This is a genomic window from Micromonospora fulviviridis (assembly GCF_014648395.1).
Taxonomy (GTDB): Bacteria; Actinomycetota; Actinomycetes; order Mycobacteriales; family Micromonosporaceae; genus Micromonospora; species Micromonospora fulviviridis.
On sequence record NZ_BMRA01000003.1, the window covers coordinates 125,829 to 149,500 of the forward strand.

The following is a 23,672-nucleotide window of genomic DNA, read 5'->3' on the forward strand; positions in this document are numbered from 1 at the left end:
GGGCCTCCGGCCGCGACCGGAGGCCCCCACGCTCACCACTGCTCCGGCGGGTCCGCCACCTCGTCCTCGGGCAGCTCCGCCGGCTCGGCCACCCACCCCGAGTAGACCGGCAGCCCGTGCCACGGCCCGCCCGCCTCGTCGGTGGCCACCGCCACCACCGCGTACGGGTGCCCGAACCGCAGCTCCGCGAGCCGGGCGATCCCCTCCGGCGGCAGCCCGGCCGCCACGCCGAACGCCGTCACCGCGGCGGCCTCGAAGCCGTAGCGCCCGAACCGGGCCACCGCCGACTGCACCGCCTCGAACGGCGGCTCCGCCAGCCCGAGCAGCGCGCCCAACGCCCGGGCGGCCCCGTCGAAGCCGAACCCGGCCGGCGTCAGGTCGTGCCGGCTCTCCGCCGACCAGCAGGGCAGGACGGCCGAGGCGTGCTCCAACCGCCCGTCGGCGGCGAACGTCCGGGTCGGCTCCTCCCGCAGCGTCCACAGCGGCGTCTCGCCCAGCGGCAGGTCGAACAGCGACCGCCGGCCCGGCTCGACCCCGTCGGGAGCGGTGGCGGCCGTCGCGGCCACCTCCCCGGCGGCGGCCAGCACGAACGCCGCCGGCACGTCCGGCGCGGCGGCCACCGACACCACCAGCAGGCCGGCCCCGCCGTCCGCCGGCCGGGCGGGCGCGGCGTGCACCGCCACGTCGCCGGCCCGCTCGGTGGCCGCCACCCAGCAACGGTGTCCCCACGGCGGCGTCCGCAGCACCCGCCGCAGCCGGCCCGCCCACACGCTGCCCGCCCCCAGATCGGCGGCCGGTGCCACCTCGAACGGGTCCGCCCACGACACCCGGGTGGCCAGGGCGCTGGCCAGGATCAGGAGGGTGTCCGGGGCGACGGTGACCGGGAACCGCTCGATCAGGCCGCCGGTGCGCTCCCGGGCCCAGGCGTCCAACGTCGCCTGGTCGGGCAGCGGGCCGCGTTCGGTGCGCTCCGGCAGGCCGGCCCGCCAGGCGGCCAGCTCCTCGAAGGGGGTCCGCTCCCACAGCGCGGTGGCCGCGGCGACCAGCGGGTGCGGCTCGGCGAGCAACGCGCGGGCCGCCGCGGCGGCGTCGTCCGCGTCGGTGCCGAGCGCCTCGGTGAGGGTTGCCCGGGCCTCGCCGGTGGCCGCCGGACCGGTCAACGCCAGCAGCAGCCAGGCGCCCAGCGGCGAAGCGACGTGGTGGGCGTCGCCGGCGGCGCGGTGCAGCCGCTCGGCGTAGTGGGCCAGGGGTGCGTGGAGAGGATTCACCGCTCCACTGTGCCGGTCGGCGTCGCGTACGGCACGCCGGTCACGACCACAACTCGAACGGCTCGTCGATCTCCTCGCCGGCCAGGAACGCCGGCAGCAGCTCCGGCAGCCGCCCCGGATAGCAGCGTGGTCGGTCGGCGACCACCTCGGCCACCGGCCACCAGCGGAACCCGAAGTAGTCCTCGACCTCGTAGTCCAGCCGGTGCGCCTCGTCCACGTCCGGCCCCGGCCCGGCCAGCCGCACCGGCACCACCACCTCGTCCTGGAGGTGCCGCCGCTGCCGGTGCCGGAAACTGGCCCGCCGCCGCCAGCTCGGCGCGCCCACCTGGGCCGGTGTGACCACGATGCCGGTCTCCTCGCGCAGCTCCCGCACCGCCGCCTCCAGGTAGGTCTCCCCGGGGTCGAGCCCGCCGCCGGGCAGCTCCCACCAGGTGCCCAGCACGGGATGGTCCGGGTCGCGGGTGTGGAACAGCAGTACCCGGTCGGTGGCGTCCAGCACCACCACCCGGACCGCCCGGCGCTCGAACAACGGCAGGTCACGGGGCAGCTCCGGGTCCACGGCATTCCCTCCGTCTGGGGCGGCGGCGACCGGCCGGCCCTGCGATGATGACGATCATGTCGCAGCTCTTCGGCGAGGTGGCCGGCGCCTACCACGAGGCCCGCCCAGGCTATCCGGCGGAGATCGTCGCGGCGATCCGCGCCTACCACGGCGGAACGCCCGACCACCTGGTCGAGGTGGGCGCCGGCACGGGCCTGGCCACCGCCACCCTGCTCGGCCTCGGCGCGCCGACGACCTGCGTCGAGCCCGACCACCGGATGGCCCGGGCACTGGCCGCACGCTTCCCCCAGGTCGAGGTGGTGACGGCGGCGTTCGAGGAGTGGACCCAGCCGGCCGGCGGCGTGCCGGCGCTGGCCTGCGCCATGGCCTGGCACTGGCTCGACCCGGCCACCCGCAACCGCCGGGCGCACGACGTGCTCCGCCCCGGCGGCACCCTCGCCGTCTTCGGCCACCGCTACGACTACGTCGACCCGGCCCAGCGGGCGGCCATCGGGGCGGCGTTCGAGTCGGCCGACCCGCAACGGCAGGGCGACCGCCCCGACGCCTGGTTCCACGACGACATCGCCGGCAGCGGCCTGTTCACCGACGTCCGTGCGCCGCTCTTCCGCCGCGATCTGCCGCTGGACACGGCGGCCTACCTGCGGCTGGTCAGCACCTTCTCGCCGCAGCTGCGCCGCCCGCCCGCGCTGCGCGAGCGGGTGCTCACCGCGGTCGGCGCGGCGATCGACGGGTTCGGCGGCACCGTCGTCCTCGACCTGCGCACCACGCTCGTCCTGGCGCGCCGTCCCGCCTGAGGCCGGCCGGTCAGCCGGCGGTCCCCGCCACCTCGGCGTGCCGCAGCCGGACCGGGGTGCCCCGGCGCAGCGAGTTGGGGATCTCCGCGATGGCGTCCACCCGGGCGACGAGGTCCCGCAGCCGGTCGTCGGTCGCGTCGCCCTCGACCCGGACGTCGTAGCCGACCTCCGTGGACACCGCCGGGTCGCCGGTGAAGTCGCCGTGCACGGTCACCTCGACCCGGTGCAGGGTGATCCCGGCCGCCCGGGCCTCGCGGAACAGGTCGTTGGAGACGCAGCCGGCCACCGCCAGGTAGAGCAGCTGCCCGCCGTTGAAGCCGAGCCCGTCCCCGCCGCCGTCGGCCGGGCGGTCCACCACCAGCGTGAACGGGCCCGCCGCGCCGATCGCCGCGGGCCGGCCCGGCAGGCTGCGCGTGCGTACCTCGAAGGTCATGCCGACCACCTCCGCTTCCGACCAGGCCGAGTCAACCATCCCCGGCCGGCCGGCAGCCTCGGCGCTTCAGTCCGAATCGGCGTCGGCCACCCGGGCCACCTCGGCCGGCAGCGGGTACGGCCGCTCGGCCGGCAGCAGCGCGGTCGCGCCGGGCTCGTCGCCGGCGGTGAGACGGGCGTGCACCGCCCGGGCCAGCGGCGTGACGTCGGTGAGGCCGACCAGCCACTCGTCGACGTAGCGGCGTACCGCCTCGCCGGCCAGTCCCACCTGCACCGACCGGTACGCCAGCGGTGCCAGCCGCAGCGAGCGTTCCGGGTCCCACTGCACCCGCACCGGGCTGGTCCGCAGCTGCTGCCGCCAGCTCTCCCGGTCCGGGTGCCGTCGCGGGTCGTAGCTGCTCAGGCAGGCGTGCCCGAGCGCCCACTCGAAGCCGGCCCGGCTGATCTCCACGGCGAGCACCCGCTCCTGGCCGGGCTTGAGCGCCCAGCCGCAGCGGTACATCATCCACCGGAACGAGGGCTTGATCCACGTCATCCGCTCCCGCTTGAACGGCGGCACGAACCGGCCGGCGGCCAGCGCGGCGTCGGCGATCTCCGCCGGGTATGCCTGGTAGACGGTGATGGTGTCGGCGGTGAAGGCCGCCCGGACCTGGTGGTGGGGAACGGTCACCGGGGCATCGTGGCGGAGCACCGGCCGGCGCGGCCACCGCTTTCCCCGGCTCCGCCGCCGCGCGCCCGTCCCGTGGCGGGGGATAGGCTGCCCGCCGTGGCAGGTCTGTTGAGGAACGTGGCGTCCCGGCTCGGCCGGATCGCCGGGGGCGCGGCCGCGCCCGCCCGTACCGCCCGGCCGATCCCGGCCCAGGTGGCCCGGCGCCGCCAGGTCACCGCGTTGCAACGGCGCGAGCTGGCGTACGCGCCGGAGCTGGACGGGCAGGCCGACCCGGGGGAGATCGTCTGGACCTGGGTGCCGTACGAGGACGACCCCCGCCAGGGCAAGGACCGCCCCGTGCTGGTGGTCGGCCGGCAGAGCCGCACGCTGTTCGGGCTGATGCTGTCGAGCCAGAGCGACCGCGACGGCCAGCGGCACTGGCTGGCGCTGGGCCCGGGGGAGTGGGATCGGGACCAGCGGCCGAGCTGGGTCCGCCTGGACCGGGTGCTCACCATGCGCGAGGACAGCATCCGCCGCGAGGGCGCGGTGCTGGACCGGCGCCGGTTCGACCGGGTGGGCCAGGCGCTGCGTACGGGCTACGGCTGGCGCTGATCGGCGCCGGGTGGACCACCCGCTCGCGGCTCGGGGCGCGTTGCGCGACCTCGGTCGCCGGGCTGACCGGCGGCCGGCTCAGCACTCGGCGACGAGTTGGCGGGCCGCGCGGGCCGCGCCGACCGTCTTCGCCTGGTACATCGCCGCGTCGGCCCGGCACAGCGCGTCGGTGAGCTGGGTGGGGCCGTGCACCGGGGCGAGCCCGACCGAGGCGGTCACCCGGATGGTGCGGGCGCCCAGCGGGATCGGCGCGGCGAGTGCCTCGCAGAGCCGGCGGGTGGCGTGCTCGATCCAGCGCCGGTCCACCGTCGGGCTGACCAGCAGGCCGGCGAACTCGTCGCCGCCGAGCCGGGCGACGAGGTTGTCCCCGGCGAACGCGGCCAGCCGCTGCGCCACGCTGACCAGCACCTGGTCGCCCGCGGCGTGCCCGTAGCGGTCGTTGACCTGCTTGAAGTCGTCGAGGTCCAGCACGATCGCCACCAGCGGCTTGCCGGCGGCGTCGGTGAGCAGGGTGGCGGCCAGCCGGAAGAAGGCCCGCCGGTTGGGCAGCCCGGTGAGCGGGTCGTGACTGGCCGCGTGCCGCTCGGCCGCCAGCTCGGCTTGGAGCAGCTCGATCTCGGCCTCGGCGCGGACGGCCCGGCGGCGCAGTTGCCAGGCGGAGACCAGGGCGCCGACCGCGGAGATGCCGGAGGCGACGGTCATCGGATCCGGCACGAGCCCTCCCTCACCGCAGTCCACAGCCGCGCCGGAGGGCGCTGGGCCGGGGATGTTCTCCCTGCTCGCAACCGGGATCCGGGTAACCGAGCGTGAACGTCCGGGTACACCGCACGTGCGTTATCATGCTCGCTGTCCATTGCAGATGCAATAGCAGATGCACGTGCATCTCCGTCTACAGTCGACAGCACCCCGTCGCCACCCACCGCCCCTCTCCGCGGCATCGGCTGGCTCTTCCCGTGAAGGACGCCCCCATGCAGCAGCCCTCGAATGGCGTACCCACCACCGAGCTGCCGCCGGTGCGATGGCTCAAGAGCCGGCGCAGCAACCCGAGCGGCAACTGCGTCGAACTGGCCGAGCTGCCCGACGGCGGTGGCATCGCGGTACGCAACTCCCGGCACCCGGAGGGGCCGGCGCTCATCTACACGGTCGACGAGATCGCCGCGTTCGTGCTCGGTGCCCGGGACGGCGACTTCGACCACCTGATCGCCCGGCCGCCGTCCCGCTGACGGGACCACATCCACCGTCCGGGGGAGTTCACCTCACTGTCGGTCCATGACATGCTTACTCCTCGGCCGGGCTGGGGCGTCCGGTCAGGACAGTCGGCATGCGAAGGACGGCCAGGTGACGACGGTGCCCGTCGAGGGAGGCCCGACCAGCGGCCCGACCGTGCTGCGCATGCTGCTCGGGGCGCAGCTGCGCCGGCTCCGGGAGAGCGCCGGGGTGAGCCGGGAGAGCGCCGGCTGGGAGATCCGCTCCTCCGAATCCAAGATCAGCCGGATGGAGCTGGGTCGGGTCGGTTTCAAGGAACGCGACGTCGCCGACCTGCTCACCCTCTACGGCGTCACCGCGCCCGACGAGCGGGCGGCGCTCCTCAAGCTCGCCCGGGACGCGAACAGCCCCGGCTGGTGGCACCGCTACGGTGACGTGCTGCCCGGCTGGTTCCAGTCCTACCTGGGGCTCGAGGCCGCCGCCGCGCTGATCCGCACGTACGAGGTGCAGTTCGTCCCGGGCCTGCTCCAGACCCCCGCGTACGCCCGGGCGGTGATCCTGCTCGGCCACCGCGGCGCCCCGCCGGCGGAGGTCGAGCGGCGGGTGAACCTGCGGATGGAACGCCAGGAGCTGCTGCGCCGCAGCGACCCGCCGCAGCTCTGGGCGGTGCTCGACGAGGCCGCCCTGCGCCGGCCCGTCGGGGGCCCCGAGGTGATGTGCGGGCAGCTGGACGCGCTGATCGAGGCGACCGCCGCGCCGCACGTCCGGCTCCAGATCGTCCCGTTCGACGCCGGTGGGCACGCCGCCGCCGGTGGCGCCTTCAGCATCCTGCGCTTCGGCGACCAGGACCTGCCGGACATCGTCTACATCGAACAGTTGACCAGCGCCGTCTACCTCGACAGGCGCGACGACCTCGACCACTACGCGGGGGCCATGGACCGGCTCTGCGGTGAGGCCGCGCCGCCGGAACGCACCCCCGAGCTGCTGATCCGGATCCGGGACGAGCTCTACCCGGCCTGACCGCGCCGGTTCTCCGTTGACGCCCGTCGCTTGGTGGGGTAGCTTCTGAATCGATACAGCACTGAATCGATCCAGAAGGGCAGACCCGGTGGTGAAGCCGACCCTGCAGGACGTCGCGAACGCGGTGGGCGTGTCCCGCAGCACCGTCTCCAACGCCTACAGCCGGCCGGACCAGCTCTCCGCGGCGCTGCGGGCGAAGATCCTCGATGCCGCACGCCGCCTCGGCTACCCCGGCCCCGACCCGACCGCCCGCTCGCTGCGCCGCGGCTACGTCGGCGCGATCGGCGTCCTGTTCACCTCCGAGCTCTCCTACGCCTTCACCGACCCGTTCGCGGTGCGCTTCCTGGCCGGCGTCGGCCAGGTCGCCGAGCGGCACTCCACCAGCCTCCTGCTGGTGCCGCTGCCCGGCGACCGCGACCGGGCCCGCGCCGCCGTCGACAACGCCGCGGTCGACGGCTTCTGCGTCTACTGCGTCGGCGACGAGGAGCACGTGCTCGACGCGATCCGCGGCCGCGGGCTGCCCCTCGTCACCACCGCCCCCGACGCCGCCGGGCCCGCCGACAGCTTCGTCGGCATCGACGAGCGGGCCGCTGCCCGGTCCGTGGCCGCCCACGTCGCCGGCCTCGGGCACCGGCGGGTGGCCCTGCTCGGCGACACCGTGCTGCCCGACGCGCCGCCCGGGCCGCTGCGGCTGGCCGATCCGCGCGACGCTCCCCACCCCACGACCCGCGGCCGGCTCACCGGCTTCGCCGACGCGTTCGCCGCCGTCGGCGTCCCGTGGTCGGCCATCACCGTGGTCAACACCGCCGGCAACAGCCGGGCGGCCGCCGCCGCGGCCGTCGCACCGGTGCTGGCCGGGGACGACCCACCCACGGCCGTACTGGCCTGCTCCGACGTGCTGGCGCTCGGAGTGCTCGACGCGGCCGGCCCGGATTCCGGCCTCTCGGTCACCGGCTTCGACGACGTCGCCGAGGCCGCCGCCGCGGGGCTGACCACCGTTCGGCAGCCGGCCGAGGAGAAGGGCCGGCTCGCCGCCGCACTGCTGCTGGAGCCGCCGGCCGACCCGGCCGACGGCCACCTCCTGCTCCCCACCGATCTCGTCGTCCGGACCTCCACCGGTCCCGTCCCCAGGAGCTGACCATGGAACACTCCACCGGTTTCGTCCTCGCCGTCGACGCCGTGACCCGGCACGTGAACTCCGCCCGCCCCGACGCCCCGGTCCGCCCCGACCGGCCCCGGCAGCCCCGGCAGCCCCGGCAGCCCCGGCTGGCGCCCACCCGGCTGGCCACCGCGGCGGCGCTGCGCCGCCTCGCCGACCGGATGGAGCCCCGCCCCGCGCGGGTCCCCACCTGCCAGTCCTGACCGCGGCCGACGGCCCGTCCGGGTGGCCGGCGCCCGGACGGCATCCCGTTCGACCCGGAACCGCCCGATCGGCGCGGAACCTGGCACCGGGTTGGTGGGGCACCCCACCGGCCAGGCACACTGGACCACCATGTCGCCGTTCACGCCCTCGCTCCGGCTGCACGATCGGTACGTCCTGCGCGAGCGCATCGGGCTCGGAGGGATGTCCGAGGTGTGGCGCGCCGACGACGAGGTCCTGCACCGCCCCGTCGCGGTCAAGGCCCTCGCCACGCAGCTCGCCGCCGACCCGCAGCTGCGCGCCACCATCCAGCGCGAGGCCCGCGCGGCGGCGCGGCTCACCCACCCGCACGTGACCCAGGTGTACGACTACGGCGAGGCCACCCTGCCCGACGGCTCGGTGGTGCCCTACCTCGTGATGGAGTTGGTCGAGGGGCGCACCCTCGCCGACCGGCTGACCGGCGGGCCACTCGCCTGGCCGGAGGCCGTCCGGCTGGCCGGGCAGATCGCCGCCGCCCTCGCCGCCGCGCACCGGATCGGCGTGGTGCACCGCGACATCAAGCCCGGCAACGTGATGCTCACCGAGACCGGGGCGAAGGTGCTCGACTTCGGCATCGCCACCCTGGCCGGGCCGCGCCACCCCCTCGCGGGCCAGACCGGCGAGCTGCTCATGGGCACCCCGGCGTACTTCGCGCCGGAGCGGATGACCCCCGGCCCGGCGAACCCGGCCAGCGACGTGTACGCCCTCGGCGCCCTGCTCTACCGCACCCTCACCGGGCACGCCCCGCTGCCCGTGCAGACCTGGGACGACGTGCTCGACGTCCAGGCCCACCGCCCCCCGGTGCCGCCGCTGCGCATCCCCGGGCTGCCCGCCGACGTCGCCGAACTCACCCTGGCCTGCCTGGCCGTGGACCCCGCGCGGCGGCCCACCGCCGCCCAGCTCGCCACCCGGCTCGGCGCCGGTCAACCGGCCGACCCGCCGACCGCGATCCTGCCCACGGTGGCCCGCCCGGAGCACCCGCCGACGCTGATCGAGCGGGCCCCCCGCCCCGTCCCGCTGCCGCCCGCGCGGCCGGCCACCCGGTCGAACCGGCTCATCGGGGCGCTGGTGGCCGCCGGGGTGGTGCTGCTGCTCGCCCTGGTCGGCACGCTGCTGCTCGGCGACAACCCCGACAACCCGACGGGCACCGGGCCGGTCGCCGGCCCGTCGACCGGCACGACGCCGGCCGAGGAACCGACCCCGTCCGAGCCGGCCACCTCCGGCCCGGCCAGCACCCCGCCGGCTCCGGTCACCCTGCGCCAGCTCGCCGCGCAGTTCGGGGAGGTGGTCGACCAGGCCGTGGCCGACGGCCGGATCGACCGGAAGACCGCGAACGACCTGCGCGAGAAGGCCGCCGAGCTGGACCGGGGCAAGCCCAGGGACCGCGCCAAGCGGGTCGAGGACCTGCGCGAGCGGATCGGCGACCTGGCCGACGACGGCAAGCTCGACGAGGCCACGGCCGGCGCCCTCCAGGACCTGCTCGACGCGTACGCGGGGCTGCGCGGGGGCGGCCGCGACGAGGGCTGAGCCCGGCTCAGTCCAGCCGCACCGGGTCGCCCGCCCGCACCCGGCCCGCCCGGACCACCTGCGCGTACGCGCCGACACAGGGCTGCGGGGCCAGGCCGTCCAGCGGCACCACCCGGTTCAGCCGGGCCGGCACCCGCAGCGCCTCCGGGTCGCGGGGGAGCTCGCCGTGCGCCAGGGTCGGCACCGCGCAGCGGGGCGTGCGGGCCACCACCCGCAGCACCAGCTCGGCGCCGATCCGCAGCTCGCGGCCCGGCCAGTCGTTCTCCTCGAACCCCGCGCCGCCGGTGTCCAGCACCAGGTTCGGCCGGTACCGCGCCGGGTCCACCACGCCCGACGGCAGCTCCGCGCCGATCCGGCGCAGCGTGGCGGTGGTCAGCAGGTGCACCGGGGCGAAGTCGACGAAGCCGCCGGGCGGCGCGGCCGCCCCGAGCCGCCCCTCGTCGACCGGCACCGGCACCGCCACCCCGGCGGCGAGCACCTCCTCCGGGCGGGACCGCTCGAGCACCGCGTCCGGCGGCGGGGTGTCGACCAGCGTCACCGGCGCGCCGAGCACCTCGGAGAGCACGTCGTCCACCCCCTCGTCGCCAGCGGCCACGCCGCGGCCGTCGGGCAGCGCGATCCGCACCACGCCGTCGCCGCCGGTGGCCCGCAGCGTGGTCAGCGCCCGCCACCGGTACGGGTTCTTCGCGCTCGCCACCCGCCCGGTCTCCCGGTGCAGCAGGGCCAGCCGCCGGTCCCCGGCCAGCCCGGCCGCGTCCACCCCCACCGCGTCCAGCTCCTCGCCCAGCAACGACTTCACCGGAAAGCGCCGAATGCCCACCACCCGCCCGCTCACCGGCAACCACCTGCCCGTGCCGTCGCCTCGACCAGGGCGGCCGCCTCGGGCAGCCGGGCGGTCTCGAGCGGCCCCAGGCCGGACCGCCGCGAAACGGCCTCCGCCACCGGCGCCAGCGGCCCCGCCTCGGCCACGTACGCCGACAGCAGCTCGCCCGCCGCCGCCCGCAGCGGAAGGGAGGGGTCCACCGCGGCCTCCGCGATGATCAGCGCGGTCATCGCCCGGTCCAGTGCGGGCGGCCCCTCGGCGGCGGTGGCCCAGTCGATGACGACCGGGCCGGCCAGCGTGAGGAGCACGTTCTCCGTGTGCAGGTCGAGGTGCAGGAGCCGGACCGCCGGGTCGGCCGACCGGAGGGCGGGCAGCGCGTGCAGCCGGCCGTGCAGGTCGACGAGCAGGCGCGCCATGGCCGGCAGCGTCACGTCGCCCGCGACGAACGCCTCGACCAGGGTCGGGCCGGCAACCCGTTCGAGCACCAGGTCCGGGCCGTCCGCGTGGTGCACCCGGGGCACGGGGTAGCCGGCCGCGTGCAGGTGGCGCATCAGTGCGGCCTCGGCACGTACGTCGCCACCGGACCGGTACCGGCGCAGCACCCGGCCGCCGGCCAGGGCGTACACGTCGGCGGTCCGGCCGGAGGCCAGGGGAGCGGTCGGCACGGGCTCCTCCCTCCCTGGGCCGGCGGACACCACCGCACCACCGTAGGTGACCGGTCCGGCGTCCGGGTGCCCGTACTCAGTGGAGGGTCGCCGTGACGAGGTCCCCGACGGCCGTCCCGGCCCGGGCGACCGCGACCCCTGCCGGCGACCAGATCCCCGAACCCCCGGCCGCCCGCGCATAGCCGCCGCCGGTGGCGCCGGCGAAGCTGGACATCACCACCCACACCCCGTGGGCGGTGGCGATCCGGCACGCGCGTTCCCCGGGGACCGCCGCGTCGTCGGCCGACTCCAGCACGCCGGCCAGGTAGGCGTCGGCGCCCCGGGCCACCGTCGCCGCGGCGTGCGCCGGGACGCCGGTGTCCTTGCAGACCGCGAGGCCCAGCCGCCAACCGTCGACGTCGAGCACCGCCGGCTCCGGCCCCGGCCGGAAGTGTCGCGGCTCCGCGCCACCCAGCCACATCTTCCGGTACGCCACCCGCGCGCCGTCCCCGTCCACCGCGAGGACCGCGATGTGCCGCCCGGCCACCGGTGCGCCCGCCAGCGCCAGCGCACCAGTGTCGGCGCAGGCCGCCACCAGTGGCGCGAGCCGGGCGTCGGCGGGGTCCAGTGGCGCCGCGTCCAGTTCGTACCCGGTGAGCGACAGCTCGGGGAAGACGACCATGCGCGCCCCGGCGGCCCGCACCGCGGCGGCATGCCGCTCGGCGTTGCCGGCGACATCGTGCGAGCGGCAGAGCGGCTGGGCGACCGCGAGACGCAGCGGCGTACGCATGCCCCGCAGCGTAGTAGGCCCCGGTTTCCGTGGTCGCCGGCCGCGTCGCCTCGTAACGTTGTCGGATGATCGGAAACGCACAGCTCCTCGTCGGTCCCCGCGTCGCGGCTCCGCGAGCCGCGGAACCGGCCGGCGAAGGACCCGTCGGCTGGGTCACCGGCCTGGTCGAACGGCTCGGCGGCCCGGGCGCCGGTCTCGCGGTGGCTCTGGAGAACCTCTTCCCGCCCATCCCCAGCGAGGTGATCCTGCCGCTGGCCGGGTTCACCGCCAGCCAGGGGCGGATGAGCCTTGCCGGGGCGATCGCGTGGACCACCCTCGGGTCGGTGCTGGGTGCGCTGGCCCTCTACTACGTCGGCGCGGCCCTCGGCCGGGACCGGATGCGCGCCGTCGTGGGCCGGCTGCCGCTGGTCAAGCTGGAGGACGTCGACCGCACCGAGGCGTGGTTCCTCCGGCACGGCGTCAAGGCCGTGTTCTTCGGCCGGATGATTCCGATCTTCCGCAGTCTCATCTCCATCCCGGCCGGCGTGGAACGGATGCCCGTGCCGGTCTTCCTGCTCTTCACCTCGCTGGGCAGCCTCATCTGGAACAGCGCCTTCGTGCTCGCCGGCTACCTGCTCGGCGAGAACTGGCACGTCGTCGAGGCGTACGTCGGGACTCTGCAGAACGTGGTCATCGTGGTCTGCGTGGGCGCGGTCGGCTGGTTCGTGGTCAGCCGCGTACGCCGTGCGCGCCGGTCCCGTACCGCCCCGGCCGAGCCTCCCCGCGGCACCCTCTACCGGGGCGGCTGGTGGGTCCCCGAGGAGTCCGACGACCACTGACCGCCCGACGTCCCGCCCTGGCTGGCTGTGGTCTGAGGCGGTATGTCCGGTACCCGCCCGGCTTGGCGCGTCGAGTGGAACGCCATGGGTGTCTCCGGGGCCTGGATACGTCCATGCCGTTCCACCGACCGCGCCATCCTGGGCGGGGTGTCCGTTTCGCGGGTGGCCGGCGGCACCCTGCCGGCGGAATGGCGGGCGGGTGGGCGTCGTTGTATCCGGGTGAACGGCCGAGGAAGACGCCCCCCGAGGCGGGGTGGCCGGGCCCGGAATGATGGTGGGCCGCCGGTCGTTGTACATGGTCCCGGCGCCGCGAAGAGGCTTTGCCCCGCGCACCGGATGATCCCCCAAGACTTTTTGAGCGCCTGACGGTGCTTGCGCACACCACACCCGGCCGACCCCCATCGGCTTGTGTGTGCGCCAACCCCCGAATGGAGCTTTCCCATGAACACGATGCTGCGTAAGAGCGTGCTGGGTATTGCTGGTCTGGCCTTCACCGGTGGCGTGTTCGCCGGTCCGGTCGCCGCCCACGCCGATGCCGGCCCCGTCGAGGGCAAGCCGGTCGCGGTGGCCGTGCAGAGCGACAAGCTCATCCCGCACGGTGTGCAGGGCGCCCAGTCGAAGATCACCCTGAACGACGAGCAGACCGCCAACGCCAAGGCGATCATCGCCGCCACGAAGAAGGCGGGTCTGCCGGAGCGGGCCGCGGTCATCTCGATCGCCACGAGCCTGCAGGAGTCGAAGCTGGAGAACCTGGGCCACCTCGGCGACAAGAATGACCATGACTCGCTGGGCCTGTTCCAGCAGCGCCCGTCCAGTGGTTGGGGCACGCCGGAGCAGATCACCAACCCCGAGTACTCCACCCTGGCTTTCGAGAAGGGTCTGAAGCAGGTTGACGGTTGGCAGGACATGCCGCTGACCGAGGCCGCCCAGACCGTGCAGGTGTCGGCCTACCCGGATGCGTACGCGCAGTGGGAGCAGCAGGCCGCCGACATCGTCGCCCACCACTGGAACAGCTGACCCAAGAAGCAAACGCTGGCCGGCACCCCGAGGGGGTGCCGGCCAGCGGCGTCTCCGGAACGCGGTCAGCAGGGCGGGTACAGGCGACGCGTCCCCGAGCCGGCGGCCCAGGCGGCCGGGTCGCTGAACCGGCAGCCGAAGTCCGGCGCCGACACCGCCTTCCGGTCGGTGACGGCGTCGCCGGCCGGGCGCTGGCCGGTGCGTACCCAGGAAACCAGGTCGTCCCAGGCGGCGCCGGCCTCGGCCGGGCTGAACTCGCAGTGCTGTGCGGCCCGGACCGCCCGCTGCACGACCAGCCGGCTACGGCCGTGCCACGCGGCGTCCCGGGCGTACGCCTGCTCCATGCTGAACGGCACGAAGAGGTCGCCGAGGTCGTGCAGGCTGAGCACCGGCACGGTCGGCCGGCCGCTGATCCGCGGCACCTCGGTCAGCGTCGGGGACAGCCGCTGCCACAGGTTCTCCGGGGCGACCCGCTGCACCGTGGCGTTGACGTTCACCGGGCTGTTCGGGGAGTACCGGGTCAGCAGGTTGGTGGCGAGCTGACCGGGCCGCTGGGCGGGGGAGTCGCCGCCGTCGGTGGTGGTGATGCTGAACAGGAAGTCCTTCCAGACCGCGAAGGCGGCGTCGGCGCCCGGCCGCGGGCCGCCGGACCGCTCGACCGTGACCGCCCGCAACTGCTTGCCGAGGTCGTTGGTGGTGTCCGGGCCGCCCGGCTTCAGCCCGGCCAGACCGAGCGCCACCTGGATCCGCGGGACGGCGTTCGTCAGGTAGTCGTCGGGCGTCGGGTACGCGCGCACCCCGGCGAGGGCCTGCGCCACCAGGTTGTAGTCGAGGAAGAAGTCGAACAGCTCGTGGTCGCCGAGCACCCCGCACATCGGCAGCGCGCCGTCGTAGTAGCCCGGGTACTGCTCCAGCGAGCGGCCGATGATGTGCCCGCCCATGGAAACACCGGCGATGTACACCCGCTTCGGCCGCTTCACCGTGTCGGCGAAGAAGTCGGCCAGCGCCCGGGTGCCGAGGACGCCCGAGCGGATGTCGTAGCCGTTGCGGTCGTACGAGGACGACGCCCACGCGTAGCCCTGCGCCAGCAACCGCTGCCGCAGGTCGTAGCCGGGCGGTTCGGGGGAGAGCACGGTGCCCTGGCCGCGGTAGCCGTGGGCCCACATGACGAGCTCGCCGTTCCACCGGGCGGGCGTCTCGATCACGTAGCCGGCGTGTTCGTGCACGCCCTGCCGGACGGTGGTGGTGGCGCCGTCGACGACCAGCGGCGCGAGCGGCGGGTTGCTGATGGTGTAGCCGGGCAGCGGCTGGCTACCGTCGTCGCCGCGGTCGGCGGCGACGGCGGGCGCGGCGCCGGCGAGGCCGACCGTGAGGGTGAGAGCCGCGCCGGCGGCGAGCAGCCGGCGCAGGAGGCGGGTGGATGAGGTCAGCATCGATGCTCCCCCGGGGACGGGTGCCGCCCCGGGACGGGGGCGGCCAGGCGGGACGGGTGCCTACCGGCCGGTAGCGCCCTGAACCTAAGCTCGGCCTCGACACCTGTCAATCGTTGACTGACCGAACGGTCAGCCAGGTCCGCCCGGTCCGCCCACAGTGGCCGCTCACACCAGACCGTGCGCCAGCATCGCCTCCGCGACCCGCCGGAACCCGTTGATGTTCGCCCCGGCCACGTAGTCGCCCGGCAGGCCGTACTCCTCGGCGGTCGCCCAGCACCGGGCGTGGATGTCCCGCATCGTCTCGCGCAGCCGCTGCTCCGACTGGGCGAACGTCCACGAGTCGCGGCTGGCGTTCTGCTGCATCTCCAGCGCGCTCACCGCCACCCCGCCGGCGTTGGCCGCCTTGCCGGGGGCGAACCGCACCCCGGCCCGGCCCAGGATCCGCACCGCCTCCGGGGTGGTGGGCATGTTCGCCCCCTCGACCACCGCGACGCAGCCGCCGGCCACCAGCGCCGCGGCCTCCGCGCCGCCGATCTCGTTCTGCGTCGCGCAGGGCAGCGCCAGGTCGCAGGGCACCTCCCAGACGGTACGGCCGGAGACCGCCACCGCGTGCGGCACGTGCCGGACGTAGTCGTCGAGGCGGGCCCGGCGCTCCTCCTTCAGCTCGCGCAGCAGGGCCAGGTCGATGCCCTTCTCGTCGAGCACGTACCCGTTCGAGTCGGAGCAGGCCACGACCGTGCCGCCGAGCTGGTGCACCTTCTCGATCGCGTAGATGGCCACGTTGCCGGAGCCGGAGACCACCACCCGCTTGCCGTCCAGGCTGTCCCCGGTCTGCTTCAGCATCTCCTCGGCGAAGAACACCGCCCCGTAACCGGTCGCCTCCCGCCGCACCTGCGCGCCCCCGTACGCCAGACCCTTGCCGGTGAGCACCCCCGACTCGTACCGGTTGGTGATCCGCTTGTACTGGCCGAACAGGTAGCCGATCTCCCGGCCGCCCACGCCGATGTCCCCGGCCGGCACGTCGGTCTGCGCGCCGATGTGCCGGTACAGCTCGGTCATGAAGCTCTGGCAGAACCGCATCACCTCCCGGTCCGAGCGGCCCTTCGGGTCGAAGTCCGCGCCACCCTTCCCGCCGCCGATCGGCAGGCCGGTGAGCGCGTTCTTGAAGATCTGCTCGAAGCCGAGGAACTTCACGATGCCCAGGTAGACCGACGGGTGGAAGCGCAGCCCGCCCTTGAACGGGCCCAGGGCGCTGTTGAACTCCACCCGGAAACCGCGGTTCACCCGGACCCGACCGTTGTCGTCCTCCCACGGCACCCGGAAGATGACCTGCCGCTCCGGCTCGCAGATCCGCTCGATGACACAGGCGTGCGCGTACTCGGGGTGGCGGGCCAGGGCGGGTCCGATGCTCTCCAGCACCTCCCGGACCGCCTGGTGGAACTCGGGCTCACCCGGGTTCCGCTTGACCACGTTCGCGAACACCGTCTCGACGGTCTCCGGCATCACGGACACGCCCCTTCCGGTCCCGGTGCCGGCCTCGTCGCCGCACCGCCCCCGGGTACGGATCGTCACCGCCGTCCGGTTCACTTGTCCGATGGACGAGTTGATCTGGGAGACGGCCCGGGACGCCCGCGCCTGGCTGGACGCCGCCAACGGCACCGGGGACACCGAGCTGACCGTCCGCCTGCTCAAGCTCACCGAGGAGGCGGGGGAGGCGGCCGCCGCCTGGATCGGGGTGCTCGGCCAGAACCCCCGCAAGGGCGTCACGCACACCCGCGAGGAGGTGGCCGCCGAACTGGCGGATGTCGCCTTCACCGCCCTGGTGGCGATCGAGAGCCTGGGCCTGGACGCGCGGACCGTGCTGTCAGCCTGCGCCGCGAAGGCACGCACCCGACTCGGCTGACCGTCCGCCCGACCCCCGGTCGGGGACGAATGTCCGGTTCCCGCCACCTGGGCGCATCGAGTGGAACACCGTGGGTGTCCCCGGGGCCGGGATACCTCCATGCCGTTCCACCGAACGGGCCGGTGTGGGCGGCGTGTCCGGTTCGTCGGGTGGCCGGCGGCACCCTGGCGGCGGAATGGCGGGCGGGTGGCCGTCGTTGTATCCGGGTGAACGGCCGAGGAAGGCGCCCCGCCAGGCGGGGTGGCCGGGCCCGGAATGATGGTGGGCCGCCGGTCGTTGTACATGGTCCGGCGCGACGAAGAGGCCCTAGCCCCGCGCACCGGATGATCCCCCTAAGACTTTTTTGAGCGCCTGACGGTGCTTGCGCACGCCCGGTAGCCGACCCCCGTCGGCGGGATGGTGCGCCGACCCCCGAATGGAGCTTTCCCATGAACACGATGCTGCGGAAGAGCGTGCTGGGTATTGCTGGTCTGGCCTTCACCGGTGGCGTCTTCGCCGGTCCGGTCGCCGCCCACGCCGCTGAGCCGGTGAACAGCGGCAAGCCGGTCGCCGTGGCCGTGCAGGGTGACAAGCTGATCCCGCACGGTGTGCAGGGTGCCCAGTCGAAGATCACCCTGAACGACGAGCAGACCGCCAACGCGAAGGCGATCATCGCCGCCACCAAGAAGGCCGGTCTGCCGGAGCGGGCGGCGGTCATCTCGATCGCCACGTCGCTGCAGGAGTCGAAGCTGGAGAACCTGGGCCACCTCGGCGACCGCAATGACCACGACAGCCTGGGTCTGTTCCAGCAGCGCCCGTCCTCGGGTTGGGGCACGCCGGAGCAGATCACCGACCCCGAGTACTCGACGCTGGCGTTCCTGAAGGGTCTGAAGCAGGTTGATGGTTGGCAGGACATGCCGCTGACCGAGGCCGCCCAGACCGTGCAGGTGTCGGCCTACCCGGATGCGTACGCGCAGTGGGAGCAGCAGGCCGCCGACATCGTCGCCCAGCACTGGAACAGCTGACCCACACCAACGAACCGCTGGCCGGCACCCCAAAACACGGGGTGCCGGCCAGCGGCGTACCTGGGAAAAGACCGCGAGGGACCGCGCGGTGATGGACCACGACGGGCTGGGGGCGAGGGTGACCGGCGCAGGGATCAAGCCTGACCGCCCGGAGCCGGTCACCCTCGCCCCCAGCCCCCGAGCGCAACCACCCCCATCGGAATGAACTGAACCCCAGACGGAGACGTATCAGCCAGCGGGGACCGGTGAGAGGGGACAACCATGGCGGCATCAGGGGACGACCCTGACCTGACCGGGCCAGGGTCGGGCTGGTCCGGGGCGGCCCGGCTGCTGGTCGCCGCCGCCGTGCTGGTGGTGGCGCTCGGCGTGGTGGCCGTGGTGGTGACGCTGTCCCATCCCGCCCGCCTCGGGGTCGCCTTCTCCGGCGGGGCGCCCACGGTGACCGCTCCCGAGGACCGCCACCAGCCGGGCGGCGTGGGCGCGGCCGAGGTCGCCGCCGAGGAGACTCTCACGGCCCCGCGCGGCGACCGGCGGCGCGCCGACTTCGAGCTGACCGACGGCCTGACCAGTTTCACCCTGCGGGCCGCCGACCTGGGCGACGACCTGTACCGGGTCAGCGCCCCGGACGGGGCGGGCGTGACCCCGCGGCCCGACGTGACCGGGGATCGCGTCCGGCTGCGCGTCCAGGAGAACGGCCGGCCTGGGCCGGCCGCCGTCGAGGTGGTGCTCAACTCGCGGGTGACCTGGCGGTTGCGCCTGGTCGGCGGGGTCAGCGAGCAGCAGCTCGACCTGGGTGCGGCCCGGCTGGCCGGGATCGAACTGGTCGGCGGCGCGTCCCGGACCGGCCTGCGACTGCCCCCGCTCAGCGGCGCGATGACGGTACGGATGACCGGAGGGGTCAGCGAGCTCACGGTGATCGTTCCCGGCGGGCCGCCGGCCCGGGTCCGGGTCGCCGCCGGCGCCGGCTCGGTGGCCGTGTACGACGAGCACCGCACCGGGGTGGCCGCCGGGCAACTGGTCAGCTCGCCGGGCTGGGACCGGTCGCGGGACCGGCTCTACCTCGACCTGGTGGCCGGGGCGAACACGGTGAGCGTCGCGGCCGGCTGAGCGTACAGTCGGGCGGTGGACCGTACCGAATCCCTGCCGGCGCAGACCCTCCCACCTGGCGTGGGCTCCACCGATCCGGGCAGCGTGCTGCTGCCCGGGCACGACGTGCCGTTGGGCCGCTACACCACCGTGCGCCGGCTGCTGCCGCAGCGGCAGCGGCGGCTGGTCGGCGCCTGGTGCTTCGTCGACCACTTCGGACCGGACGACGTGGCCGAGCGTCCCGGCATGGAGGTGCCGCCGCACCCGCACACCGGGTTGCAGACGGTCACCTGGCTGCTCGACGGGGAGATCCTGCACCGGGACAGCCTGGGCAACGTCCAGCCGATCCGCCCCGGCCAGCTCAACGTGATGACCTCCGGGCACGGCATCGCCCACTCGGAACGCTCGCCCCTGGTGCACCCGCCGCTCATGCACGGCGTGCAGCTCTGGGTGGCGCTGCCGGACCCGGCCCGGGCCGGCGCGGCCGACTTCGCCCACCACGCCGAGCTGCCCCGCTGGCGCGACGGCGACCTGGCCGGCACCCTGCTCGTCGGCGAGATGGCCGGGGAGCGCTCCCGGGCCGTGGTGCACACCCCGCTGGTCGGCGCGCAACTGGAGGTCAGCGGCCCGGCGCCGGCCACGCTGCCGCTGCGCCGCGACTTCGAGTACGGGCTGCTCGCCATGTCCGGCTCCGCCGAGGCGGACGGGGTGGCCTTCGCCCCCGGCGCGCTGCTCTACCTGGGCGCCGGCCGGGAGTCGCTGACCCTGCGCGGCGCCCCGGGCAGCCGGCTGCTGCTGCTCGGCGGCACCCCGTTCGAGGAGCCGCTCGTCATGTGGTGGAACTTCGTGGGCCGGTCGCACGAGGAGGTCGCCGCCGCCCGCGAGGACTGGATGGCGGGCCGGCGGTTCGGCACGGTCGCCGAGGACCCCGCACCTCCGCTGCCCGCCCCGGCGCTGCCCACCACACGGCTCAAGGCACGGGACCGGCACGGCAGCACGCTCGGCTGAATGCCCCGCCCCACCCCGGGTAGACGGCGGGCATGCCCACCACCAGTGCGATTTCCAGTATCGAGGACAAGAAGCGGCTGGTCCGCCGGCTCGCCGGGGACGGTCGGGGGTTCGCCGAACGGTACGGGTTCCGGGTCACGAACAACCCGTCCCAGCTGTTCCAGGTGCTCTACCTGTCCGTTCTGCTGGCGAGGCGGGGCGACTTCCACAAGGCGGTCGACGCCGCGACGGGGCTGCGGGACGCCGGCTGGGACAGCGCCGCCCGGCTGGCCCGCTCGTTGCACGCCGACCGGGTGCGCGTGCTGCGCGCGGCCGGGCAGCGTGGCGACGTGGACACCCTCGCGGCCACCCTGGGTGACCTGGCCCGGAAGATCGTCGACGCCTACCGGGGTGACCTGCGCCGGCTCCGTACGGAGGCGCACCAGGATCCGGCGCGGGAGCGGCGGCTGCTGACCGCGCTGCCCGGGGTGGACGACGAGGTGGCCGACCTGTTCCTGCGCGAGGCGCAGGCGGTGTGGCGCGAGGTGGCGCCGGTGGCCGACCGGCGGGCCCTCGCGGCGGCCCGCCGGCTGGGGTTGGGCCGCTCCGCCGACGACCTGGCCGGGCTGGCCGGCAGCGGCGAGTCGGAGCGGCTGGCCTGGCTGGTCGGGGCGCTGGCCCGGGTGGACCTGGAGAAGCGGTACGCGGAGTTGAGCGCCTGACCGGGACGTGCGACCGGACACAGTTTCGCGATACTCACCCGTTCGGAGGATGCCGCGTCGTATGATGATCGTGGCAGCGATGCCCGCCCGGTTCGGGCGAACATCCACCGCCTGTCGGTCGCGACCCGGTTCGGGCGCGGACCGGCGGGGACAGGTGCTGCGTGGCGCCCCAGGTCGCGGTTCGTGACCCGGGGCGCCCGCCTGCTGTCGGGTCACGCGGCGAGGCCGGCGATCAGGTTCACCGTGGCGGCGATGATGACCGCGCCGAACAGGTACGACAGCAGCAGGTGCCGCAGCGCCGTGCGCCGCATCTCCGAGTTGCACAGGTCGGTGTCGGACACCTGGAAGGTTGCGCCGACTGTGAAGCCGACGTACGCGAAGTCGGAGAAGCAGGGCGGCTCCGCCTGGTGGAAGTTGATCCCGCCCGGCTCGCCGCTGTAGTACAGGCGGGCGTACCGGGTGGTGAAGACGGTGTGCACCACGAACCAGGCGATCACGACGCTGAGCACGCCCAGCCCTCCGTAGAGGTCCCGGGGCAGTCCGGGCGGGATGGTGTGCGCGGAGGTCAGCACCAGGCCGACCGCGAGCAGGCTGGCCAGGCAGGCGGCCAGCAGCAGGGCGTCGCGCGTCGCCCGGTTGGGGTCCTCCAGCTTCGCCAGCCGCGCGGTGCGGACGGCGTCCAGCCGGGACAGCCGCCCCCACTGCAGGACCAGCCAGCTCAGCGCGGCGCCGTCCCACCCCACCAGCGGGGCGAGCGTCGGCGTCAGCATGACGGCGGCGGCACCACCGGTGACGGCGCCGACCAGCGCCATCACGACGAGTTGGACCGTCGCCGGCACGTGCCCGTGGACCCGGGCGGCCGTCCGGCGCGGCACCGGTCGGATCAGATGCCGCGCAGGTGCTGCGAGACCCGGGTGTGCCTCTCCCGGGCCTGCGCCGCGCGCTGCGATCGGCCCACCTCGGGCGCGGCGTCGATGCCGGCCGACCGGGCCACCTCGGTGCCGTTGGCGTAGTCCACCGGCGGCAGCGCCCGCAGCGCCCGCAACACCTCCGGCGGCGCACCCTCCCGTTCGGCCTCCCGGATGACGTCGTCCTTGCCGGCCGGGTAGTCCAGCGCCGACAGGTACTCAAGGACGTCCGTGTAACTCGCCATGGGTCGGGCTCCTCGCGCCTGTAGTTGCGGTCACGACCGGCGGCGGATACCCGCCCGACCGCGGGTCACGCGCGGACCGGCGGAAAATCCGCCCGCCGTTTCCCGGGCGCAGTGGCGGGTACGCGGCCGGTCCGCGCACCGAAGGGGGTACCACGCATGCACTACCTCGCCTTCGTCGACCGGGTGGCACGGCGTACCGGGACGTCCGAGGAGCGGGCGGTGGAGCTGACCCGGGCCACGTTGGAGACCCTGGCCGAGCGGTTGACCGGCGGTGAGGTGCTGGATCTCGCCGCGCAGCTGCCGAAGTCCCTGCAGGGGATGCTGAGGCCCCACCCCCGTACCGAGGCCGCCGACCGCTTCGGTGCGGCCGAGTTCGTCGCCCGGGTCGCCCAGCGGGTCGCCGGCGACGAGAACACCGCCCGGGACGCGGTCCGGGCCGTGTGCACCACGCTGCACGAGTCGATCACCAGCGGGGAGTTCCAGGACGTGGTGGTCCAGCTGCCGCGCGACTTCCGGGACATGGTCGAGCCGGCCCTGGCGCCGGCCTCCCGCCGCCGCTGAACCGGCGGGCGCGCCGGTGACCGGTCCCCGTCAGGCGACCGTGCCGGCGGCGCGCAGGGCGGCGATCCGGGCCGCGTCGAGGCCGGCCTCGGCCAGCACCTCGTCGGTGTGCTCACCCGGCTGCGGCGGCGGCCGGCGTACCGAGGTGGGGGTGGCCGAGAAGCGCGGCGCGGGGGCCGGCTGGGGAACCCCGTCGGGCGCGACGAAGACCTTCCGGGCGGCCAGGTGCGGGTGCTCCGGGGCCTCGGCCCAGTCCAGCACGGGCGCCACGCAGGCGTCCGAGCCGGACAGCAGCGCGGCCCACTCGTCCCGGGTCCGGGTGCGGAACAGCCGGGCCCAGGCCGCCCGCAGCGCCGGCCAGTTCGCCGGGTCGTGCCGGTCCGGGGCCTCGTCGCCGTCGAGCGGGAAGCCGGTGAGCCGGACCAGCTCGTCGTAGAACCGCGGCTCCAGCGCGCCCACCGCGAGGTGCCGCCCGTCGGCGCACTCGTACGTGTCGTAGAACGGCGCGCCGCCGTCGAGCAGGTTCACCCCGCGCGGGTCCTGCCACATCCCGACGCGGCGCAGCGCGTGGATCTGGGTGGCCAGCACCGACACGCCGTCCACGATGGCCGCGTCGACCACCTGGCCGGGGGCGCCGGCGCGGACCGCGTACAGCGCCGCGACGATGCCGAGGGCCAGCATCATCCCGCCGCCGCCGAAGTCGCCGAGCAGGTTCATGGGCGGCACCGGGCGCTCGCCGGCCCGGCCGACGCCGTGCAGCGCGCCGGTCAGCGCCAGGTAGTCGATGTCGTGGCCGGCGGTGTGGGCCAGCGGGCCGTCCTGCCCCCAGCCGGTCATCCGCCCGTACACGAGGCGGGGGTTGGTGGCGTGGCAGTCGTCCGGGCCGAGACCGAGCCGCTCGGTGACCCCGGGCCGGAAGCCCTCGATCAGCGCGTCCGCCCCGGCGACCAGGGCCAGCACCACCTCGCGCCCCTCGGGCGTCTTGAGGTCGACGGCGAGCGAGCGGCGGTTGCGGTTGAGCAGGTCGCCCGGGAGGTCGCCGAAGCCGCCGCCGCCGATCCGGTCCACCCGCACCACGTCCGCGCCGAGGTCGGCCAGCATCATGGCGGCGAACGGCCCGGGACCGATGCCGGCCAGCTCGATCACCCGTACGCCGGTCAGCGGCCCGTTGTCCATCGCGTCACCATAGGGCCCCGGCTGCCCGGGCACCACGCCCCACCGGCCCGCACAGCGGTTGACCAGGGCAATCATCCGCGTCGAAACTT

General features: G+C 75.0%; 28 protein-coding genes. 15 read left to right on the forward strand and 13 right to left on the reverse strand.

The genetic code is table 11. The features are described from left to right. Nucleotides 1-32: 32 nt before the first annotated feature. Nucleotides 33-1,268 (reverse strand): hypothetical protein, encoded by a 1,236-nt coding sequence (locus tag IEY96_RS09085; protein WP_189194366.1) that lies wholly within the window; start codon nt 1,266-1,268, stop codon nt 33-35. A gap of 40 nt (nt 1,269-1,308) precedes the next feature. Beyond that, nucleotides 1,309-1,827 (reverse strand): NUDIX hydrolase, encoded by a 519-nt coding sequence (locus tag IEY96_RS09090; RefSeq protein WP_189194367.1) that lies wholly within the window; start codon nt 1,825-1,827, stop codon nt 1,309-1,311. A 56-nt stretch (nt 1,828-1,883) separates the two neighbouring features. Between IEY96_RS09090 and IEY96_RS09095 the strand changes: the two genes are divergently transcribed. After that, a complete protein-coding gene (locus IEY96_RS09095; protein ID WP_189194368.1) occupies nt 1,884-2,621 on the forward strand; it encodes a class I SAM-dependent methyltransferase in 738 nt (245 codons plus the stop codon). A 10-nt stretch (nt 2,622-2,631) separates the two neighbouring features. On the opposite strand, the gene IEY96_RS09100 is transcribed toward IEY96_RS09095, so the two are convergent. After that, the gene (locus IEY96_RS09100; protein ID WP_189194369.1) at nt 2,632-3,054 is read right to left on the reverse strand and encodes an OsmC family protein; all 423 of its coding nucleotides are present in this window, start codon (nt 3,052-3,054) and stop codon (nt 2,632-2,634) included. Nucleotides 3,055-3,120: 66 nt separating this feature from the next. Further along, nucleotides 3,121-3,723, reverse strand: a complete 603-nt coding sequence (locus IEY96_RS09105; protein ID WP_189194370.1) for a DUF4291 domain-containing protein — start codon at nt 3,721-3,723, stop codon at nt 3,121-3,123. 96 nt (nt 3,724-3,819) lie between these two features. On the opposite strand from IEY96_RS09105, the gene IEY96_RS09110 reads away from it, so the two are divergent. Then, the gene (locus IEY96_RS09110) at nt 3,820-4,314 is read left to right on the forward strand and encodes a type II toxin-antitoxin system PemK/MazF family toxin (RefSeq protein WP_189194371.1); all 495 of its coding nucleotides are present in this window, start codon (nt 3,820-3,822) and stop codon (nt 4,312-4,314) included. A gap of 78 nt (nt 4,315-4,392) precedes the next feature. Here IEY96_RS09110 and IEY96_RS09115 read toward each other — a convergent pair whose 3' ends face one another. Further along, nucleotides 4,393-5,028, reverse strand: coding sequence for a GGDEF domain-containing protein (locus IEY96_RS09115; RefSeq protein ID WP_189194372.1), 636 nt, complete (start codon nt 5,026-5,028; stop codon nt 4,393-4,395). A 254-nt stretch (nt 5,029-5,282) separates the two neighbouring features. On the opposite strand from IEY96_RS09115, the gene IEY96_RS09120 reads away from it, so the two are divergent. From IEY96_RS09120 to IEY96_RS09140, 5 genes are all read left to right on the forward strand, one after another. Beyond that, a complete protein-coding gene (locus IEY96_RS09120) occupies nt 5,283-5,537 on the forward strand; it encodes a DUF397 domain-containing protein (protein WP_189194373.1) in 255 nt (84 codons plus the stop codon). Nucleotides 5,538-5,652: 115 nt separating this feature from the next. After that, the gene (locus tag IEY96_RS09125) at nt 5,653-6,540 is read left to right on the forward strand and encodes a Sco1979 family transcriptional regulator (RefSeq protein WP_189194374.1); all 888 of its coding nucleotides are present in this window, start codon (nt 5,653-5,655) and stop codon (nt 6,538-6,540) included. An 88-nt stretch (nt 6,541-6,628) separates the two neighbouring features. Continuing rightward, a complete protein-coding gene (locus tag IEY96_RS09130) occupies nt 6,629-7,678 on the forward strand; it encodes a LacI family DNA-binding transcriptional regulator (RefSeq protein ID WP_229791484.1) in 1,050 nt (349 codons plus the stop codon). A gap of 2 nt (nt 7,679-7,680) precedes the next feature. Next, entirely contained in the window at nt 7,681-7,902 is a 222-nt protein-coding gene (locus IEY96_RS09135; protein ID WP_189194375.1) for a hypothetical protein, read from the forward strand. A 130-nt stretch (nt 7,903-8,032) separates the two neighbouring features. Then, complete coding sequence (locus IEY96_RS09140; protein ID WP_189194376.1) at nt 8,033-9,466, forward strand: protein kinase domain-containing protein; 1,434 nt, start codon at nt 8,033-8,035, stop codon at nt 9,464-9,466. 7 nt (nt 9,467-9,473) lie between these two features. On the opposite strand, the gene IEY96_RS09145 is transcribed toward IEY96_RS09140, so the two are convergent. The 3 genes from IEY96_RS09145 to IEY96_RS09155 all read right to left on the reverse strand — a co-directional run bounded on the left by IEY96_RS09145 (nt 9,474) and on the right by IEY96_RS09155 (nt 11,723). Then, the gene (locus IEY96_RS09145) at nt 9,474-10,301 is read right to left on the reverse strand and encodes an MOSC domain-containing protein (protein ID WP_229791485.1); all 828 of its coding nucleotides are present in this window, start codon (nt 10,299-10,301) and stop codon (nt 9,474-9,476) included. Next, a complete protein-coding gene (locus IEY96_RS09150; protein WP_229791486.1) occupies nt 10,298-10,954 on the reverse strand; it encodes a phosphotransferase in 657 nt (218 codons plus the stop codon). The genes IEY96_RS09145 and IEY96_RS09150 overlap by 4 nt, the downstream gene beginning before the upstream one ends. A 76-nt stretch (nt 10,955-11,030) precedes the next feature. Beyond that, nucleotides 11,031-11,723, reverse strand: coding sequence for a carbon-nitrogen hydrolase family protein (locus tag IEY96_RS09155; RefSeq protein ID WP_189194378.1), 693 nt, complete (start codon nt 11,721-11,723; stop codon nt 11,031-11,033). 65 nt (nt 11,724-11,788) lie between these two features. On the opposite strand from IEY96_RS09155, the gene IEY96_RS09160 reads away from it, so the two are divergent. Both IEY96_RS09160 and IEY96_RS09165 read left to right on the forward strand, forming a co-directional pair. Further along, nucleotides 11,789-12,541, forward strand: a complete 753-nt coding sequence (locus tag IEY96_RS09160; protein ID WP_189194379.1) for a DedA family protein — start codon at nt 11,789-11,791, stop codon at nt 12,539-12,541. Between the two features lie 441 nt (nt 12,542-12,982). Next, on the forward strand, nt 12,983-13,558 hold the full coding sequence (locus tag IEY96_RS09165; RefSeq protein ID WP_189194380.1) for a hypothetical protein: 576 nt from the start codon (nt 12,983-12,985) through the stop codon (nt 13,556-13,558). A gap of 65 nt (nt 13,559-13,623) precedes the next feature. Here the strand turns inward: IEY96_RS09165 and IEY96_RS09170 are convergent, their stop codons facing one another. Then, nucleotides 13,624-14,991, reverse strand: a complete 1,368-nt coding sequence (locus IEY96_RS09170; protein ID WP_189194381.1) for a hypothetical protein — start codon at nt 14,989-14,991, stop codon at nt 13,624-13,626. A gap of 165 nt (nt 14,992-15,156) precedes the next feature. After that, nucleotides 15,157-16,494 (reverse strand): NADP-specific glutamate dehydrogenase, encoded by a 1,338-nt coding sequence (gene gdhA, locus IEY96_RS09175; RefSeq protein WP_189194382.1) that lies wholly within the window; start codon nt 16,492-16,494, stop codon nt 15,157-15,159. A gap of 91 nt (nt 16,495-16,585) precedes the next feature. Here gdhA and IEY96_RS09180 point away from each other — a divergent pair, with 91 nt between their 5' ends. From IEY96_RS09180 to IEY96_RS09200, 5 genes are all read left to right on the forward strand, one after another. After that, on the forward strand, nt 16,586-16,894 hold the full coding sequence (locus tag IEY96_RS09180; protein ID WP_189194383.1) for a pyrophosphohydrolase domain-containing protein: 309 nt from the start codon (nt 16,586-16,588) through the stop codon (nt 16,892-16,894). 428 nt (nt 16,895-17,322) lie between these two features. Next, entirely contained in the window at nt 17,323-17,898 is a 576-nt protein-coding gene (locus IEY96_RS09185) for a hypothetical protein (protein ID WP_189194384.1), read from the forward strand. Between the two features lie 261 nt (nt 17,899-18,159). After that, nucleotides 18,160-19,005, forward strand: coding sequence for a toast rack family protein (locus IEY96_RS09190; RefSeq protein WP_189194385.1), 846 nt, complete (start codon nt 18,160-18,162; stop codon nt 19,003-19,005). A gap of 15 nt (nt 19,006-19,020) precedes the next feature. Then, nucleotides 19,021-19,992 (forward strand): pirin family protein, encoded by a 972-nt coding sequence (locus IEY96_RS09195; protein ID WP_189194386.1) that lies wholly within the window; start codon nt 19,021-19,023, stop codon nt 19,990-19,992. 32 nt (nt 19,993-20,024) lie between these two features. Then, a complete protein-coding gene (locus IEY96_RS09200) occupies nt 20,025-20,693 on the forward strand; it encodes a hypothetical protein (RefSeq protein WP_189194387.1) in 669 nt (222 codons plus the stop codon). 212 nt (nt 20,694-20,905) lie between these two features. Here the strand turns inward: IEY96_RS09200 and IEY96_RS09205 are convergent, their stop codons facing one another. Together IEY96_RS09205 and IEY96_RS09210 are read right to left on the reverse strand one after the other, a co-directional pair. Then, nucleotides 20,906-21,568 (reverse strand): DUF1345 domain-containing protein, encoded by a 663-nt coding sequence (locus IEY96_RS09205; RefSeq protein WP_229791487.1) that lies wholly within the window; start codon nt 21,566-21,568, stop codon nt 20,906-20,908. Between the two features lie 8 nt (nt 21,569-21,576). Beyond that, nucleotides 21,577-21,846 carry a DUF2795 domain-containing protein gene (locus IEY96_RS09210; RefSeq protein ID WP_189194388.1) on the reverse strand — a complete coding sequence of 90 codons (270 nt, stop codon included), beginning with the start codon at nt 21,844-21,846 and terminating at the stop codon, nt 21,577-21,579. A 156-nt stretch (nt 21,847-22,002) separates the two neighbouring features. On the opposite strand from IEY96_RS09210, the gene IEY96_RS09215 reads away from it, so the two are divergent. After that, nucleotides 22,003-22,407: a DUF2267 domain-containing protein gene (locus tag IEY96_RS09215; RefSeq protein WP_189194389.1), complete on the forward strand. Its 405-nt coding sequence runs from the start codon at nt 22,003-22,005 to the stop codon at nt 22,405-22,407. 30 nt (nt 22,408-22,437) lie between these two features. Here IEY96_RS09215 and IEY96_RS09220 read toward each other — a convergent pair whose 3' ends face one another. Further along, complete coding sequence (locus IEY96_RS09220) at nt 22,438-23,583, reverse strand: CaiB/BaiF CoA transferase family protein (RefSeq protein ID WP_189194390.1); 1,146 nt, start codon at nt 23,581-23,583, stop codon at nt 22,438-22,440. Between the last annotated feature and the right edge of the window lie 89 nt (nt 23,584-23,672).